This is a genomic window from Streptomyces sp. B6B3, from assembly GCF_039871525.1.
GTDB lineage: Bacteria > Actinomycetota > Actinomycetes > Streptomycetales > Streptomycetaceae > Streptomyces.
The window spans coordinates 14769-31335 of sequence record NZ_JBDPLU010000004.1 but is presented as its reverse complement, the minus strand read 5'-3'; the positions used below and the strand labels follow the sequence as shown (position 1 = coordinate 31335).

The following is a 16567-nucleotide window of genomic DNA, read 5'->3' as shown; positions in this document are numbered from 1 at the left end:
CCGAACGGGCCGCCCGAAGGATTCGCCCGAACGGGCCTCGGCCGGGCGGGCCTCAGCCCGTCTGGGCCGCGGCGGGCGGTTCGGCGGGGCGGAGCCAGTGGGCGGCGAGCGCCCCGGCCGCGACCAGCGCCAGCAGCGACAGGCCGGTGCTGAACCAACTCGCGCCCAGCAGGCGGCCGCCGAGATAGCCGATTCCGACGCTGTACCCGGCCCAGCACACGGCGGCCAGCGCGGACCAGGGCAGGAAGTCGCGCGGCCGGCGCCGGGTGGCGCCGGAGCCGAGGCTGACCACCGCCCGCCCGGCCGGGGCGAACCTGGCCAGCACGACCAGCGGGCCGCCGCCGCGCTCCAGCGCCGTGCCGACCCGCGCCTGGGCGGTGGCGAGCCGGCGGGAGCGGGTGATGCTGTCCTGGAAGCGGCGCCCGCCGCGGCGCGCCAGCCGGTAGGCCAGGAGATCGCCGAGGAACGAGGCGCCGGCGGCGCACAGCAGGAGCAACGGCGCCTGGGGGAGGTGGACGTCGTCGGCCGGCGCCGGCAGGCCGGCCGCGTCCGCCGTGGTGCCGGCCGCGACGGTCGCCGCGGTGATCACCAGCGCGCCGCTCGGCAGCACCGGCAGGAAGACGTCGAGCAGGATGGACAGCACGATGATGACGTAGATCCAGGGGGCGTAGAGCAACGTCCCCAAGGTCTCCTCCACGGCGCTCCCCGATCCCTGCCGCACCTGCCGGTGGACGGTGACGCCCCGAACGGGCGTCCGTTCGCCGTACAGCGTACGCCTGCACCGTTCGCACGGTGTATCCGGGTACGGGTAGTCCGTGTCTCGCTTCGCGCTCGCCGCGGCTCGGCCGTGTCGCGGGTGGGGTGGCGCGCGTTGAGCCCTGCGGACGGGGTTCGACGGGGCCCGGGCAGAACGGAGTGGGCGATGCGCAAGGCGATGGCGGCAGGGGCGGCGGCGGTGCTGGTGGGCGTGCTGGCCGGGGCGGGAAGCGGGACGTCGGCGGCCGGCGGCGCGGGGGAGGTGCTCCGGGTGCAGGCGGTGTTCCTGCCGGCCGCACCGGCCGCACCGGCCGCAGGGGTCGTGCCGGCCGTGTCGCTCCTGGCGGGCACCACGGCCGTCGCGGCCACCCGCCCGCTGGAGGACGGCGCGCCGGTGGAGGACGGCACCCCGGTGGCGCTGACCTACGACGCGACGCTGGTGCCGGCGGGCGCCGCCATCACCGTGACCCAGCACCAGGTGGGGGAGGGGACGATGGTCGCCGTGGCGGTCGACGGCGTGGCGCCCGGGCACACCTTCGGCGGTCACGTGCACACGGAGCCGTGCGCCGACGATCCCGCGGCGGCCGGCGGCCACTACCAGGACCGGCCCGGCGAGGATCCGGGGCTGGCCAATCCGGGGAACGAGGTGTGGCTCGACTTCACCGCGGACGCGTCGGGCGACGGGCGGGCCGTGGCGCTGCAGGACTGGAGCTTCCGGGAGGGCGGGGCGGGTTCGGTGGTGCTGCACGAGCACGCCACCGAGACCGGACACCACGGCGGCACGCCGGGCCACGCGGGCGACCGGGTGGCCTGCGTCACGGTGCCGTTCGTCGGGGAGCCGGCATCGCCTACAGTGGTGCCGTCTGAAGGGGAGTAGCTCTTCGCCGGACCATCGACATACTGGCCCGCCGACCGCCTCGCGCGAACGGCCGGGCCCGGTGCCCGGAGCGGGCGTCGCCGACCTCGGTCGCCGCCCGCCAGCGAGACCTTCGGCCGCAGTGTCACGTGTCGCATCGTCACGGTCGCTGCCGTGCCGAAGCGTGCGCTGCCCGCGGACTCTCGGCGCGGGACGCGTCCACGAAGGAGTCGAGGGTCCCCCGTGTTCAGTCTCACCACCGCCGCCGTGGTCTTCGGCGTCATCTTCCTGGCCGAGCTTCCCGACAAGACCGCGCTCGCCGGGCTGCTGCTCGGCACCCGGTTCCGCGCCTCGTACGTCTTCGTCGGTGTGGCCGCCGCCTTCGTGGTGCACGTGGTGCTCGCGGTGGCGGCCGGCAGCGTGCTGACCCTGCTGCCGCAACGCCCGCTGCAGGCCGTGGTGGGGCTGCTCTTCCTGGGCGGCGCGGTGCTGGTGCTGATCGAGTCGCGCAAGCGGGGGGCCGAGGACGACGAGGCCGAGGGCGCGCGGGTGCCGAGCGACCCGTCGTTCTGGAAGGTGGCCGGCAGCGGCTTCATGCTCATCCTGGTCGCCGAGTTCGGCGACATCACGCAGATCATGACCGCCAACCTGGCCGCCGGCTACGACCAACCGCTGTCGGTCGGGGTCGGCGCGGTGCTGGCCCTGTGGGCGGTCGCGGCGCTCGGCATCGTGGGCGGCCGGGCGTTGCTGCGCTGGGTGCCGCTGCGGCTGATCAGCACCGTCGCCGCGGGGGTGATGCTGGTGCTCGCCGCGTTCAGCCTCTACGAGGCGATCGCCGGCTGACCGGCCCGCGAGCGCGTTGGTGGCGGGCCCGGTGTGGTGCGCGGACGGTGCGGGCCGGCTCTGGCGTGGAGCGCCGTCGCTCAGTCCGCGATGACCAGCCGCACGCCGCCGTCCGGCAGCGCCTCGGCCCGCACCCGCTCCAGGGTGTCCACGAGCGCGGTGGGCGCGTGCGCTCCGGCGCGCGGCCCGACGCCCACCACTCGCATGCCGGCCGCGCGTCCGGCCTCGATGCCCGCCCCCGAGTCCTCGAAGACCACGCAGTCGGCCGGGTCGGCGCCCAGTTCGGCGGCGCCCTTGAGGAATCCCTCGGGGTCGGGCTTGCTGGCGCTGACCGACTCCGCGGTGATCATGGTCGGCGGCATGCGCAGCCCGGCGGCGTGCATCCGGGCGCCGGCCAGGGCGACGTCGGCCGAGGTGACCAGGGCGTGCGGCAGGCGGGCGACGGCGGCCAGCAGCGCGGGCGCGCCGGGCACCGGCGTCACGCCCTCGACGTCGGCCGTCTCGCGGGCCAGCAGCTCCGCGGCCTCCGCGTGGTTGACCGCCATCGGGCGCTCGGGCAGCAACTCGGCCATGGTGGCGTACGCCTGGCGGCCGTGCACGATCTTCAGCACCTCGGCCATGTCCACGCCGTGCGCGGCGGCCCAGCGGCTCCAGACGCGCAGCACCACGGCGTCCGAGTCGACCAGCGTGCCGTCCATGTCGAACAGCAGCGCGCGGGCGGTCAGTTCCATGAGGGCGGGCTCCCGACGTGACGATGGGCGGACAAGCCAGTGGCTCCGCCCGGATTCTGGTCGGGGAAGCGGGCGGAACCACTTTGTTTCTCCACGATACAAATCGGGGACCGGTTCCGCCACCCCTTCCGGGACCGAGATCGACCTTTCACCCGCCTGTTCGCGCGCGTTCACTCCCGTTCATGCGTGTTTCACGCCATTTTCCGTTCGTTTGGCCGCCTCGGCGCGCGGGCAGTCGTTATCGGATCCGGCCAGCTCCCGGCTCAGCTCCCGCACCAGCTCGGCCAGATCCCGCGGCCGCTCCGGGGTCCACCAGTCGCCGAGCAGCTCGGCCAGCGCGTCCTCCCTGGCCCGCGCCAGCCGCTCCGCCAGCTCCCGCCCCGCCTTCGTGGCCGTCAGCGCCATCCCGTCCCGCGACGCCAGCCCGCGCCCCTCCAACTGCCGCGCCGCGGGCAGCACCACGTCCAGCGGCACCGCGTTCCGCTCGGCCAGCACGGCCGGATCGACCGACCCCAGCCGCCGGATCCGCAGCAGCAACCAGCAGGCGGCCGGCAGCAGGTCGACGCCGGCCTCGGCGCCGATCCGGGCGTACACCTCGCGCCGCCCGGCCCGGGTCCCCAGCACCGAGAGCGCCCGGGCGCACTCGTCCCGCGAACTGCGCGCCACCGGGTTCGGCGCCACGGTCTCGCTGGCCTCCGGCGCCTGCACGCTGCCGCGCAGCGGGTCCTCCCGCAGCGACCAGGCCAGCAGATGGGCGATCGCCACCACCGGTACCGCGTACAGGAAGACGCTGGTGATCGCGTCCGAGTAGGCGTCCAGCACGCCCCGCCGGGCGTCCCCGGTCAGCCGCGCCACGCCGCGCGGATCGTGCAGCAGGGAGTCCGCCGACACCCCGGGCGGCAGCGTGACCCCGCGCAGCGCGTCGGCCAGCCCGTCCGCCAGGCGGCGCGCGAAGATCGTGCCGAACACCGCCACGCCGAACGCGGCCCCGATCGAGCGGAAGAACGTCACCCCCGAGGTGGCCACCCCCAGGTCCTGGTACCCGACCGCGTTCTGCACCGCGAGCACCAGCACCTGGAGCACCATGCCGAGGCCGAGCCCGAACAGCAGGAACGCCGCGCTCATCGCCAGGTCGCCGCTGCGCTCGTCCAGCCCGTGCAGTGCCACCAGGCCGGCCGCCGTGACCGCGGTGCCGAGCACGGGGTAGACCTTCCACCGGCCGGTGTGGCTGATCAGCTGCCCGGAGAGCGTCGAGGTGGCCAGCAGGCCCAGCACCATCGGCAGCATGTGCACCCCCGACAACGTCGGCGAGATGCCGTGCACCACCTGGAGGAACGTCGGCAGGTAGGTCAGTCCGCCGAACATCGCGAAGCCGATGACGAACGCGATCCCGCAGCACAGCGCGAAGGTGCGCACCCGGAAGAGGCCCGGCGGCAGCACCGGCTCCACCGCCCGCCGCTCCACGACCACGAACGCCCCGGCGCAGGCCACCGCCAGCACGCCGAGGCCGACGATCCCCGGCGAGTCCCACGGCCAGGTCGCTCCGCCGAGCGAGGCGACCAGCACCAGGCAGACCGCCACGGCGGCGATCAGCACCGTGCCCGCGTAGTCGATGACGTGCCGCCGCTCCCGGGCCGGGATGTGCAGCACGGCGGCGACCACGACGAGCGCGACCAGGCCCACCGGGAGGTTGACGTAGAACACCCAACGCCAGCTCAGATGGTCCACGAACAGGCCGCCGAGCAGCGGCCCGAGCACGCTCGTCGCGCCGAACACCGCGCCGAACAGGCCCTGGTACCGGCCGCGTTCCCGGGGCGGCACCAGATCCCCCACGATCGCCATCGACAGCGCCATCAGCCCGCCGCCGCCCAGCCCCTGCAGGAAGCGGAAGCCGATCAGCTCCGCCATGTTCTGGGCCATCCCACACAGCGCCGAGCCCACCAGGAAGATGACGATCGCGGTCTGGAACAGCCGCTTGCGCCCGTACTGGTCGCCCAGCTTCCCCCACAGCGGCGTGCCCGCGGTGGCGGCCAGCAGATACGCCGTGACCACCCAGGAGAGATGGTCGATGCCGCCCAGGTCGCTGACGATGGTGGGCAGCGCGGTGGCCACGATCGTCTGGTCGAGCGCCGCCAGGAACATGCCGAGCAACAGGGCGCCCAGCGACAGCCACAGGGTGCTCCGGGGGTGCCCGCCCGGCGCTCGCGGGGTGGTGTCGGGGGAGGTGTGCGCCGTCATCGGGCGCCTCCTGCGCGGGTGCGGTGCGGGTGCCGTGTGGTGCGGGTGGGGATCGGGCGGACGGGATGGTTTGTTTGTCCGGATCATTGTGCCGGAACCGGGGCAAACCAGCCTGTTGGCGGAGATGGCCGATCCCCGGCCGTGGGGGCCCTGACTCCGGCATAATCGCTGCCAAACGACTGGGCAGGGGAAGGCCAGGCGAAGGGGGAGGGTCCCGTGGACGACCGGGTCGACTGTCTGATCTGTAGCCGGCCCGCGCTGCCGTCCGGCGAGCCGTCGTGCGACTGCGTCACGCACTCCCTGTCCCGCCCCGTGAAACCGCCGGAACACGGCCCCGACCCGGCGGACGTGGCCCGTTTCCCGCTGGTCGCCGCCCCGGCTCCCACCCCGCCCAGGCCGCTGCGCCACCGGCCGCCGCCCCCGGAGGAGCCCGCCGTTCCGGTGCGCCCGCCGTCCACGTCCGGCGGCGCCCACCGCAGGGCCTCGCGCACCAGGTTCGCCGCGGCCACCGGCGGCGCCATGGCCGCGGTGGTCGGCTGCACCGCGCTGGCCGCGTCGCTGTTCGGCGGCAGCCAGCCGCAGGACGGGCAGCTCGCCGAGGTCAATCCGACGCTGGCCCTCCCGGACGGCGGACTGGTGCCGTACGACCCCGACCAGGACGCCGGCGGCGGCAGCGACCGGCCGGCCCCGGGCGAGGCCGGCGAGGACGGGCCGTCCGGCACCCCGGACGACCGCCCCGACACCTCCGACGACCCCACCCCGCGCCCCTCGGCCTCCGCGTCGGCGTCGCCCGAGCCGACGCCCGAGGAGACGAGCGACCCGTCCGCCACCGCGGATCCGGAGCCCGACCCGGACGACCCCGGCTCGACGCCGCCCACCGCGACCGGCGACCCCAGCACCTCCGCCCCGCCGACCGAGACCGAGGGCCCGACGCCCTTGGTGCTGCGCGAGGGCGACGTCGGCCGGGAGGTGGTCGAGCTGCAGAAGCGGCTGCGCCAGCTCAACTGGGTCTACATGGGCGAGGCCCACGGTCGCTTCGACTCGGCGACCCGGGAGGCGGTGGCCACCTTCCAGGTCGCCTACGGGATCCAGGGCGACGCCGAGGGCGTGTACGGCCGGAACACCCGCCTCACCCTGGAGACGGCCACCGAGGAGCCCTGACCGGCCAGCCCTGACGGCCCTGGCGGCCGGCGTCCGGTGCGGGGCCTGGTGAGCGAGACGGCGATGGTGCGCAGGCGGACCCGGCCCTAGCGGTCGGCGTCCGGTGCCGCTGCCGGTGCTGCCGGTGCTGCCGGTGCTGCCGGTGCCGCCGGCGCGGCGGGGGTCGGCGCTTCGGCGAACCGCGCCGGGACGTCGAACGCCGCCCGCCGGGTGGCCCGGCGCAGCGCCCGCAGCACCGTGCCGCCGAAGCCGAGCACCAGCCCGGCGGTGAGCAGCGCCCGCGGGATGTCCCAGCCGAGCGAGGTGGTCAGCACGTAGGCGAGGTAACGGCCGAGGTTGTCGGCGAGCGGGTCGCCCGGCACGTAGGAGATGTTCGAGCTCATGCCCGCCAGGTACGGCCAGCCCTGCAGGTTCATCACCAGGCCGTAGCCGAGCGAGGAGACGACGCCGTACCCGGCGAGCAGCAGCAGCTCCGGACGGCCGCGCAGCCGGTCGGCGCCCGGCAGCAGCCCGGCGCCCAGGACGACCCAGCCCATGGCCAGCATCTGGAACGGCAGCCACGGCCCCACGCCGCCGGTCAGCAGGGCCGACGCGAACATCGACACCGCGCCCAGCACGAAGCCGAACCCCGGTCCCAGCACCCGGCCGGCCAGCACCATCAGGAAGAACATCGGCTGGAGCCCGGCGGTGCCCGCGCCCAGCGGGCGCAGCGCGGCGCCCGCGGCGGCGAGCACGCCCAGCATCGCCACGGCCTTGGCGTCCAGGCCGGTGTCGGCGACGGTGGCGCCGGCCACGGCCAGCAGCAGCGGCAGCAGCAGGGCGAACAGCCACGGCGCGTCGGCGGAGTGCGCCAGCGAGGACGAGGGGTCGGCCAGCAGCGGCCAGCCGAACGCGGCCACGCCGGCGGCCGACACCAGCGCGAGCGCCGTCGCGGAGCGCCAGCCGAGGCGCACGGCGGTGACCCGAGCGCCGGGGCGCGGGTCGGGGCGGGCGTCGGGCGGGGTGCTCACGCCGGCGCCTCCCCGGTCTCGGCGGGGCCGGCCAGCGCGGCCCCGACCTGGTCGACCGTCAGCCACGGGCCGCCCAGCACCTTCGTGACCTGCGGCGCGAACGCCGGCGACGCGACCACCACCTCGGCCGTCGGCCCGTCGGCCACCACCTCGCCGTCCGCCAGCACCACCACCCGGTCGGCCAGTTCGGCGGCCAGCTCCACGTCGTGGGTGGCCAGCAGGGTGCCGTGTCCCTCCGCCGCCAGCTCCCGCAGGATCCCGGCGAGCCGCGCCTTGGCCGCGTAGTCCAGGCCCCGGGTCGGCTCGTCGAGGAGCAGCAGCGGCGGGGCGGCGGTGAGGATCACGGCCAGGGCCAGCGCCAGTCGTTGCCCCTCCGACAGGTCCCGGGGGTGGGCGGCGTCCGGCACCTCGGGCAGCAGCCGGGACACCAGCGCCCGGCAGCGTCCCTCGGCGAGGCGCTCCCGGGACGCCGCGGCGGCGTCCGCGTCCGCCGCCGCGCACTCGTCGGCCACCGTCTCGGCGAACAGCAGATCGCGCGGGTCCTGCGGCACCAGCCCGGCGTGCCGCAGCAGCGCCGCCGGGTCGGTGCGGTGCGGCGGCTCGGGCGCGCCGGCCAGCCGCACGCCGCCCGCGGCCGGGGCGTGCAGGCCGAGCAGGGCGCGCAACAGCGTCGACTTGCCGGCGCCGTTGCGGCCCATCAGCGCCACGATCTCGCCCGGGCGCAGCGTCAGGTCCACCTTCCGCAGCACCTCGGCCCGGCCCCGACGCACGGTCAGGCCACGTACGGAGGCCAGCGGGTCCGCGCCGGCCGCGGGCTTGGCCGGCGTCGGCGCCGGCGCGGGCTGCCGCGGTGGCGCGGCCAGGCGCCGCCCGAGGGACGCGGCGCGGCGGCGGGCGTCGCGCACCGTGAGCGGCAGCGGGTCCCAGCCGGCGAGCCGGCCCAGCGCGACCACCGGCGGGTGGACGGGGGAGCGGGCCATGACCGCCGCGGGCTCGCCCAGTTCCACCGGGGCGCCGGGTCCGGGCAGCAGCAGCACCTGGTCGGCGTACTGCACCACCCGCTCCAGCCGGTGTTCGGCCATCAGCACGGTGGTGCCCAGATCGTGGACCAGGCGTTGCAGCACGGCGAGCACCTCCTCGGCGGCGACCGGGTCGAGCGCCGAGGTCGGCTCGTCCAGCACCAGCACCCGGGGGTGCGGGGTGAGCACGGAACCGATCGCGACGCGCTGCCGCTGGCCGCCGGAGAGCGAGGCGATCGGCCGGTCCCGCAGCTCCGCCAGGCCGAGCAGGTCGAGCGTCTCCTCCACCCGCCGTCGCATGGTGTCCGGGGGCACGCCGAGCGACTCCATGCCGTACGCGAGTTCGTCCTCGACCGTGTCGGTGACGAAATGCGCGAGCGGGTCCTGGCCGACGGTGCCGACGACGTCGGCGAGGTCGCGCGGCCGGTGCGTTCTGGTGTCCCGGCCGGCCACCGTCACCCGGCCGCGCAGCGTGCCGCCGGTGAAATGCGGCACCAGCCCGGAAACGGCCCCGAGCAGCGTCGACTTGCCCGCGCCCGACGGGCCGACCACCAGGCACAGCTCGCCCTCGGCGAGGTGGAAGTCCACCCCGTCGACCGCCGGCGCCCCGGCCCCGTCGTACGTGACGGACACCTCGGAGAACGTGATCACGACGCACCTCCGCGGCTTTCCGCCTCTCCGCTCTCCGCGGACGGGCGCCGCGAGCCCGCGGCAGGCGGCCCGTCGGACGGCCCCGGTCGGGCCGGCGGCGGTACGGCCCGGGCCCGGCGGCCCGGAGACCTGGCCACGGCGCTGCCTCCCTGGTCAGGGGAATCGGTGGTGGCGTCGGCGCGACCCGGGCCGGGCGCGTCGTCGGGCGCGGGTGATACGCCCTGGCCGCGCTGACGCGGCGGCGCGTCGCCCTCGTCCGAGGCGACGTCCGCGCGGGGGGCGCGGGCGGGGTGGGAGTCGGTGCCCGGGCCGGTCGGCACGGCCGCCGGGCGGAGGGTGCCCGTCGCCCCAGGTGGCTCCGCGCGGTGCCGGCGGTCCGGCGCGGTCGGGGACGGCCGGGTCAACGACGCCGGCTGTTCCGCCGGTGTGTCCCGGGCGCCGACCGGGCGGGGGGCCACGACGGCGGGGAGCAGGCCGAGGAGGATGGCCGCGGCGGCCCCGGGCGGGAAGGCGGGCGCGGTGAGCGGGACGGCCGGCGGGTGCAGCGCGCCGGGGTGGGCCGACGCCACGACCTGCAGGCCGGCGACCACGGCCAGGCCGGAGCCGGTGACCAACCAGGCCCGCACGCCCCAGCGGTCGGGCCGGTAGCGGGTGCGGAGGCTGCGCCGCCCCCCCAACCACAGGCCGGCGAGCCCGGCCAACAGGCCACCGACCAGCAGCGGCGCGCCGTAGCCCGCGCCCTCGGCGGCCAGCAGCCCGTAGCAGCCGGCGCACGCCCCCAGCAGTCCGCCCAGGCTCAGCGCGGTCGTCGCGCGCCGGACGGCGGGCGGCACCTGTACCGCGCGGCCGTAGCCGCGGGCGTCCATGGCCGCGGCGAGCGCGACGGCGCGTTCCAGCCCGCCCTCCAGCACCGGCCGCGCGACCTGCAGCACCGAACGTGCGCCCCGGTCGCTCCGCCCGCGCAGCCGGCGCGCCGCGCGCATCCGGAGCAGGTCGGAGACCAGATGCGGGGCGAAGGTCATGGCGACCACCACCGCGACCCCCCACTCGTACAGCGCCCCGGGGAGTGACTTCAGCAGGCGGGCGGGGTTGGCCAGGGCGTTGGCGGCGCCCAGACAGATCAGCAGGGTGGCCAGCCGGAGCCCGTCGTAGCCGGCGAACACCAGCGCCTCGGCGGTCACCCGGCCGCCGAGCCGCACCCCGGCCAGCCAGTCAGGCAACGGCACCTCGGGCAGCGCGAACAGCACCCGAGTGCCGCCGATCGGGGAGCCGAGCGCGATCGCGAACACGATCCGGATGACGACCACCAGCCCGCCCAGCACCAGGAAAACCCCGAAGGCCCGGGCCCACGGCGCGTCCGTGCGGCGGGCGGCGACCACATAGCCGGCGACGGCGACGATCAGCGCGAGCAGCAACGGGTTGGTGGTCCGGGAGGCCGCGGCGGCCAGACCCAGCGCCCACAGCCACCACGCGCCGGCGTGCAGCGCGTTGCCCCGCTCGGCCCGGGGCGCACGCAGCGCCCGCGCCCACCCGGGCGCCCACCAACGCGTACCGCCTCGCCGCGCCCCGCCCGCCCGGTGCGGAGCGGCGGGTGAGGAGGCGGGCGGTGCGCCGTCCCGGGGACCGGGGCCGGCCAGGCCCCGGAGGACGACCCCGGACGCTCCGGCGTCGCGGCCGGGACCGGCGTCATCTCCGGGCGACCCTGCTCCCCGGGTCGCCGGGACGGGCGCGGACCGCTGCCGCGCCACGTACCCGTAGCTGGGGGCAGGTCCCGCGACCGGCCGGCGGGTCCCAGGACCTCGGGAACGACCGTCGGCGTGCCACGACGCGTGCGCCACGTTCCGGCCCGCGGCCAGCGCGGCGCGCACGGCCAGCCACGCCCGCCCGGGGTGCCGCGGGGACGGTCCGCGCCGGACTGGGCGCGCGGGCGGCGGGCGGCGCAGGGCCGAGGCGGCGGGATACATGGGCGGGGTCAGTCCTGTCGGCCGCGGCGGCCGCGGCGGGCCGCCGCGGTGGCGAGCAGCAGCACCACGCCGATGCCGGCGGCGATCGCGACCGGACCACCGCCGCCGCCCGCGTCGTCCGCGGCCGTGTCGTCGCCGGCCTCGTCGCCGGCGCCACCCCCCTCGGTGAGCTGCTCGCCGCAGCCCTGCTCCGGATAGCCGGCGATGGCGCACAGCAGGCCGTCGGCGTTGTAGCGCAGCGGCTCCGCGACCTCGGCCAGCGCCTCGGCGGCCGTCGCGCCGTCCGGGACGCGGGCGCACTCCGTGCGCGGCTCGGGCGGGTGGTCGCCGTCCGGCGCGTCCGCCCGTTCGCCGAAGTCGATGACCAGCGCGACCCCCTGGTCGTCGCCGCCCCCGTCCGCGCCGCAGATGGCGGCGAAGTCCGCCGCGCCGCGCGGCTGGTGCGCGTCGGACGCCTCCTGGCTGACCGCGAAGCGGAAGCCGAGCACGTCGCCCGGATGCGTCCGGGCCGTGCCGGGTCCCTCGGCGGCGTACGCCCAGGCGCCGTCGGCCGCACCCTCCCAGAACGACCAGTAGCGGTAGCCCGAGCCGTCCGCCCGCGCCGGCGCGGCGAACAGCGCCGTCGTGGCGAGGACGGCGCCCGCGGCGGCGAGCGCGCCCGGTCCCCGCAGCGCGCCGATCACCCGGCCGATCACTCCGCCGCCCGGCCGGCCCGCCGCCGGCGGCCCAGCACGACGCCCACGGCGATGCCCAGCACCAAGGCGATGCCGCCGACCCACAGCAGCACGCTCACGCCGCCGCCCCCGTCCGACGCGGCGTCCGCCGCCGCGCCGTCCGCCGCCTCCTCGGGCCCGGGGCCCAACGCGTTGAGCTGGGCGATCAGGTCGGTGCCGCCGAAGTCCTCGGGGGACACGTCGCCGGCGTGGGCGGCCAGCACCAGCGTGGCGAGCGCCGCCGGGCTCTTGGCGTAGCCCGTCCAGGACACGTGCTGCTCCTGCAGCCAGTCGAGCGGCCCCTCGGCGGCCTCCCGCTCGCCGCCGGCGACAAGGGCCAGCACGGCCTTCGCCGTGCTGGCGTAGTCGGGCTGCTCCTCCCCGTCCTCGGCGAGCGTCACCAGGTGCTGTTCCCGCGCGTCGAGCGCGCCCGCCAGGTACCGGGCGCCGGCCGCCCCGACCTGGAGGTGAACCGGCTGCTCCTCGGCCGCGCCGTCGTCCACGCCCTCCCCGGTGGCCTCGTCGCTCGCCCCGTCCGTCGCCCCGTCGGTCGGGTCCTCCGTCGTCTCGCCGGTCTCGCCGGTCTCGTCGGTCTCACCGGTCTCACCGGTGTCCCCGTCGCAGGACGGCGGCTCGACGGCCGGGGCGTCGGCGGCCTGCTCGGGGTCGACCAGCACCCCGCTGCCCTGCGCGGCGAGCACCGCGTCCACCGTGGCCACGTCGTTGGCGAACAGCTCGCCCGACTCGGCGTCGGGCTGCCAGGCGAACGCGCCGCGCTCCTCCTCCGTCGCGTCACAGCCCAGTTGCAGCGCGCCGAGCGCGTCGTACGGGGACGCGTCCTCGAGCCGCACCTCGGCCGGGTCCTCGCCGGCGGCGGCGAAGGCGCCGACGACGACGGCGGTGGAGTTCGCGTCGCTGGCCCCGCCGGGGTTGAAGCTCCAGCCGCCGTCCGCGTTCTGCACGCCGCGCAGCCAGCGCAGCCCGTCCGCCACGGACCCCTCGTGGCCGCCGAGCGCGCTCAGCGCCTGGACGGCGAACGCGGTGGCGTTGCTGTCGGCGGCGGTGACGTCCTGGCAGGGCTCGCCGGTGTCCGCCCGGTAGGAGAGATAGGAGCCGTCGTCGCACTGCTGCTCCACCAGCCAGTCGACGGCCTCCTCGGCCGGGGTGTAGCCGGCGGTGTGCTGGGCGAGCAGCGCCAGGGACTGACGCAGCACCCCGTCGTACGTCGGGTCGCCCTCGCCGAAGAGGGCCTCCTGGTCCAGCCGGTCGGCCGGTTCGCCGTCCCCGGAGTCGGCCACCGCCGGGGTCGCCGCCGCGGCCAGGGCGGCGGCGGAGGCCAGGACGAGTGCGCTGCGGCGCAGCGGCGCGGTGAAGGACACGTGTCAGCCTTTCGCTGTGCTGGTCGGTCACCGGGCACGGCGGACCACACGGCGCGGCTGTGCGCTGTGGGCACCGGGCTCAGCTCCGTATTCCTCGACGGGCCCAGTGCGGACCACGAGTGGGCATCCCGGCTCGCGCGCCGCGCCGCGGAAGGCAGCGGGCACGCTCACGGTTGCGGGTCAGCGCCGGATTCGCACCGGCTTCCCCCACTCGCGGGCGAACTGTGCGCTCACTCTAACGGTCGGGCGCGGGGTACGGGGCCACCAGGCGGCAGGCGGTCTCCAGGTCGGCGTGCGCCTGGGCCAGGGTGATCGTGCCGGAGAGCCAGTAGACCAGCGTGGACTGCCAGGTGTGCTGGATGACCCGGATCGCGCTCAGCCGGTGCTCCGCCTCGGCGGCCGAGGCCGGTTCCGGCAGCCCGGAGGCGTCGAGCAACAGCCGGCTGGTGAGCGCCGAGACGGCGGTGACCTCGGCCCGTGCGGAGGCGTCGGCGAAGAGCAGGGCGCGCATCATGGCCTCCGCGAGCCGGGGTTCGCGCTGGTGCGCGCGGAACGCGCGGCGCAGCGCGTGCGCCAGCCGGTCCGCCGGGTCCGCCTCGACCAACGGCCGCTCCCGCAGGGTGTCCCAGAGCCGCTCCAACTGGTCGTGCAGCACGGCGACCAGCAGGTGCACCTTGGAAGGGAAGTACCGGTAGAGGGTGCCGAGTGCCACCTGCGCGGTCTCGGCGACCTCCCGCATCTGCACCGCGTCGAAGCCGCCGGCCGAGGCCAGCGACGTGCTGGCGTCCAGGATGCGCCGCCGGCGGGCCCGCTGCCGCTCGGTGCGGGCCAGCGCCGCGGTCGGGGTCTCCCTCAGACCCAGGGGGGTGTCGTCCGCCGCCGGCTGGGCGGCCGGTCCGGACGGCTGCTGCGGTTGCCTCATCCGTCCATCAGACCATCGGACGACGAATTTCGTCCCCCGGCACGCTGCCCCATGCCCCGCCCCGGCCCGCCCCTGGCCCGGGGCGGGGAGGTGCCCCCCGGTGCGCGGGCACGTTATCGTTCAGATCACTTCCATACCTGCGAGTAGCACGCGAACGGGGGCCTGAGTGACCGCGGAGCCTGGACCGGGGGAAGACCGTCCGCTCCGGATCGCGCTTCTCAGCTACAAGGGCAACCCGTTCTGCGGCGGCCAGGGCGTCTACGTCCGGCACCTCTCCCGCGAACTGGCCAGGCTGGGCCACCGGGTCGAGGTCATCGGCGGCCAGCCGTACCCCGTGCTCGACCCGGGCGTCGCCCTCACCGAGCTGCCCAGCCTCGACCTCTACCGGCAGCCCGACCCGTTCCGCACGCCGTCCCGCGACGAGTTCCGCGACTGGATCGACGTGCTGGAGGTCGCCACGATGTGGAGCGGCGGCTTCCCCGAGCCGTTGACCTTCTCGCTCCGCGCCCGCCGCCATCTCGCGGCCCGGCGGGGCGAGTTCGACGTGGTGCACGACAACCAGACGCTCGGCTACGGCCTGCTGGTGCCCGGCGGCGCGGCCCGGCCGCTGGTCACCACCATCCACCACCCCATCACCGTCGACCGCCGGCTGGAGTTGGCCGCGGCGCCGACCTGGCAGCGCCGGATGTCGCTGCGCCGCTGGTACGGCTTCACCCGGATGCAGCGCCGGGTCGCCCGCCGGCTGCCGTCCGTGCTGACCGTCTCCGCCGCCTCCCGGCGGGAGATCGTCGAGGACTTCCGGGTGCGGGCCGGACGGGTGCACGTCGTGCCCATCGGCGCCGACACCCGGGTCTTCCACCCGGATCCGGCCGTGCCCCGGGTGCCGGGCCGCATCGTCACCACGGCCAGCGCCGACGCGCCGCTGAAGGGCCTGCTGCACCTGGTCGAGGCGCTGGCCAAGGTGCGCACCGAACATCCGGGCGCGCATCTGGTGGTGGTCGGCGCCCGCCCGGCGGACGGCCCGGTGGCCGCCGCGCTCGACGCGTTCGGCCTCGGCGGGGCCTCGGGCGCCGTCGAGTTCGTCAGGGGCATCAGCGACGCGGAGCTGGCCGACCTGGTGCGCGGCGCCGAGGTCGCCTGCGTGCCGTCGCTGTACGAGGGGTTCTGCCTGCCCGCCGCCGAGGCCATGGCCACCGGCACGCCGTTGGTCGCCTCGACGGGCGGCGCCATCCCCGAGGTCGCGGGCCCCGACGGGGTCAGCTGCCTGGCCGTGCCGCCGGGTGACGCGGGGGCGCTCGCCGCCGCCCTGGGCCGGCTGCTCGGGGACGCGGCGCTGCGCGAGCGGATCGCCGCGGCCGGACGGGAGCGGGTGCTGCGACGTTTCACCTGGGAGCAGGCCGCGCGCGGCACCGTCGAGCACTACCGCGCCGCGTTGGCGGCGGGGCGGCGGCCCACCGCGGCGCGTGGCGTGGCACAGGCCGAGACCGAGGACCAGCCCGACCGAGACTGAGGAGCCGACCGCGTGTTGACCGTGGACTTCGCCCGCTTCCCGCTCGCCCCCGGCGACCGGGTGCTCGACCTGGGCTGCGGCGCGGGACGGCACGCCTTCGAGTGCTACCGGCGCGGCGCCCACGTCGTCGCCCTGGACCAGGACCGGGACGAACTCCGCACGGTCACCGGCTGGTTGGCCGCCATGCGGGAGGCCGGCGAGGCGCCGCCCGGGGCGAGTGCCGTCGCCGTGGCGGGCGACGCCCTCGCGCTGCCGTTCCCCGACGACAGCTTCGACGCGGTGATCGCCGCCGAGATCCTGGAGCACATACCCGACGACAAGGGCGCGTTGGCCGAGGCCGTCCGGGTGCTCCGCCCCGGCGGCCGGCTCGCGGTCACCGTCCCGCGCCACGGTCCGGAACGCGTCTGCTGGGCGCTGTCCGACGCGTACCACGAGGTGGAGGGCGGCCACGTCCGCATCTACCGCGCCGACGAGCTGCTCGACCGGCTGCGCGGCGCGGGGCTCACCCCCTACGGCACGCACCACGCGCACGCGCTGCACGCGCCGTACTGGTGGCTCAAGTGCGCGATGGGCGTGGACAACGACACCGCGCTGCCGGTCCGCGCCTACCACAAGCTGCTGGTCTGGGACATCACCCGCCGCCCGCTGGCCACCCGGCTCGCCGAACGGGCGCTCGACCCCCTGATCGGCAAGAGCTTCGTCGCCTACGCGACCAAACCGCACGAGCCGGCGCGGCCAGGCCCTGGCCGGGAGGCCGGGTGACAGGGCCCGGGCCGGGTGGTCGGGCCGGCACGGGCGACGACCACGCGCCGGC

Annotated in this window: 13 protein-coding genes, 1 pseudogene and 1 riboswitch; of the genes and pseudogenes, 5 read left to right on the top strand and 9 right to left on the bottom strand. The window is 76.8% G+C overall.

The genetic code is table 11. The features are described 5' to 3' along the window. Positions 1-52: 52 nt before the first annotated feature. A complete protein-coding gene (locus ABGB06_RS10320) occupies positions 53-697 on the bottom strand; it encodes a VTT domain-containing protein (RefSeq protein ID WP_347587608.1) in 645 nt (214 codons plus the stop codon). Positions 698-922: 225 nt separating this feature from the next. Here ABGB06_RS10320 and ABGB06_RS10315 point away from each other — a divergent pair, with 225 nt between their 5' ends. Next, on the top strand, positions 923-1633 hold the full coding sequence (locus ABGB06_RS10315; protein WP_347587606.1) for a superoxide dismutase family protein: 711 nt from the start codon (positions 923-925) through the stop codon (positions 1631-1633). 222 nt (positions 1634-1855) lie between these two features. After that, positions 1856-2455, top strand: coding sequence for a TMEM165/GDT1 family protein (locus tag ABGB06_RS10310; RefSeq protein WP_347587604.1), 600 nt, complete (start codon positions 1856-1858; stop codon positions 2453-2455). 80 nt (positions 2456-2535) lie between these two features. Here ABGB06_RS10310 and ABGB06_RS10305 read toward each other — a convergent pair whose 3' ends face one another. Together ABGB06_RS10305 and ABGB06_RS10300 are read right to left on the bottom strand one after the other, a co-directional pair. Further along, the gene (locus ABGB06_RS10305) at positions 2536-3186 is read right to left on the bottom strand and encodes an HAD-IA family hydrolase (protein ID WP_347587602.1); all 651 of its coding nucleotides are present in this window, start codon (positions 3184-3186) and stop codon (positions 2536-2538) included. Positions 3187-3366: 180 nt separating this feature from the next. Further along, entirely contained in the window at positions 3367-5424 is a 2058-nt protein-coding gene (locus ABGB06_RS10300; RefSeq protein WP_347587601.1) for an MDR family MFS transporter, read from the bottom strand. A 216-nt stretch (positions 5425-5640) separates the two neighbouring features. On the opposite strand from ABGB06_RS10300, the gene ABGB06_RS10295 reads away from it, so the two are divergent. Next, a complete protein-coding gene (locus tag ABGB06_RS10295) occupies positions 5641-6585 on the top strand; it encodes a peptidoglycan-binding protein (RefSeq protein WP_347587599.1) in 945 nt (314 codons plus the stop codon). Between the two features lie 86 nt (positions 6586-6671). Here ABGB06_RS10295 and ABGB06_RS10290 read toward each other — a convergent pair whose 3' ends face one another. From ABGB06_RS10290 to ABGB06_RS10265, 6 genes and pseudogenes are all read right to left on the bottom strand, one after another. After that, the gene (locus tag ABGB06_RS10290; protein WP_347587597.1) at positions 6672-7595 is read right to left on the bottom strand and encodes an ECF transporter S component; all 924 of its coding nucleotides are present in this window, start codon (positions 7593-7595) and stop codon (positions 6672-6674) included. After that, positions 7592-9265, bottom strand: coding sequence for an ATP-binding cassette domain-containing protein (locus ABGB06_RS10285; protein ID WP_347587595.1), 1674 nt, complete (start codon positions 9263-9265; stop codon positions 7592-7594). Before ABGB06_RS10285 ends, ABGB06_RS10290 begins: the two co-directional genes overlap by 4 nt. A 443-nt stretch (positions 9266-9708) precedes the next feature. Beyond that, positions 9709-10782 (bottom strand): annotated as a pseudogene (locus tag ABGB06_RS10280) (CbiQ family ECF transporter T component); the annotation flags it as partial. A gap of 455 nt (positions 10783-11237) precedes the next feature. Further along, positions 11238-11924: an SCO2322 family protein gene (locus ABGB06_RS10275; RefSeq protein ID WP_347587593.1), complete on the bottom strand. Its 687-nt coding sequence runs from the start codon at positions 11922-11924 to the stop codon at positions 11238-11240. Beyond that, positions 11921-13321 (bottom strand): prenyltransferase/squalene oxidase repeat-containing protein, encoded by a 1401-nt coding sequence (locus ABGB06_RS10270; RefSeq protein ID WP_347587591.1) that lies wholly within the window; start codon positions 13319-13321, stop codon positions 11921-11923. The genes ABGB06_RS10275 and ABGB06_RS10270 overlap by 4 nt, the downstream gene beginning before the upstream one ends. A gap of 103 nt (positions 13322-13424) precedes the next feature. Then, a riboswitch (cobalamin riboswitch) is annotated at positions 13425-13560 on the bottom strand. Then, on the bottom strand, positions 13557-14243 hold the full coding sequence (locus ABGB06_RS10265; protein WP_347587589.1) for a TetR family transcriptional regulator: 687 nt from the start codon (positions 14241-14243) through the stop codon (positions 13557-13559). Its footprint overlaps the riboswitch before it by 4 nt. A gap of 166 nt (positions 14244-14409) precedes the next feature. On the opposite strand from ABGB06_RS10265, the gene ABGB06_RS10260 reads away from it, so the two are divergent. Next, positions 14410-15753 carry a glycosyltransferase family 4 protein gene (locus tag ABGB06_RS10260; RefSeq protein WP_347587587.1) on the top strand — a complete coding sequence of 448 codons (1344 nt, stop codon included), beginning with the start codon at positions 14410-14412 and terminating at the stop codon, positions 15751-15753. Between the two features lie 12 nt (positions 15754-15765). Then, positions 15766-16515 carry a methyltransferase domain-containing protein gene (locus tag ABGB06_RS10255; protein ID WP_347587585.1) on the top strand — a complete coding sequence of 250 codons (750 nt, stop codon included), beginning with the start codon at positions 15766-15768 and terminating at the stop codon, positions 16513-16515. Positions 16516-16567 lie beyond the last annotated feature (52 nt).

What these genes read in the sequence shown, in the direction of transcription:
- ABGB06_RS10315 (WP_347587606.1), top strand. Translation starts at nt 923, where the DNA reads ATGCGCAAGGCGATGGCGGCAGGGGCGGCGGCGGTGCTGGTGGGCGTG.
- ABGB06_RS10265 (WP_347587589.1), bottom strand. Translation starts at nt 14,243, where the DNA reads ATGAGGCAACCGCAGCAGCCGTCCGGACCGGCCGCCCAGCCGGCGGCG.
- ABGB06_RS10300 (WP_347587601.1), bottom strand. Translation starts at nt 5,424, where the DNA reads ATGACGGCGCACACCTCCCCCGACACCACCCCGCGAGCGCCGGGCGGG.
- ABGB06_RS10305 (WP_347587602.1), bottom strand. Translation starts at nt 3,186, where the DNA reads ATGGAACTGACCGCCCGCGCGCTGCTGTTCGACATGGACGGCACGCTG.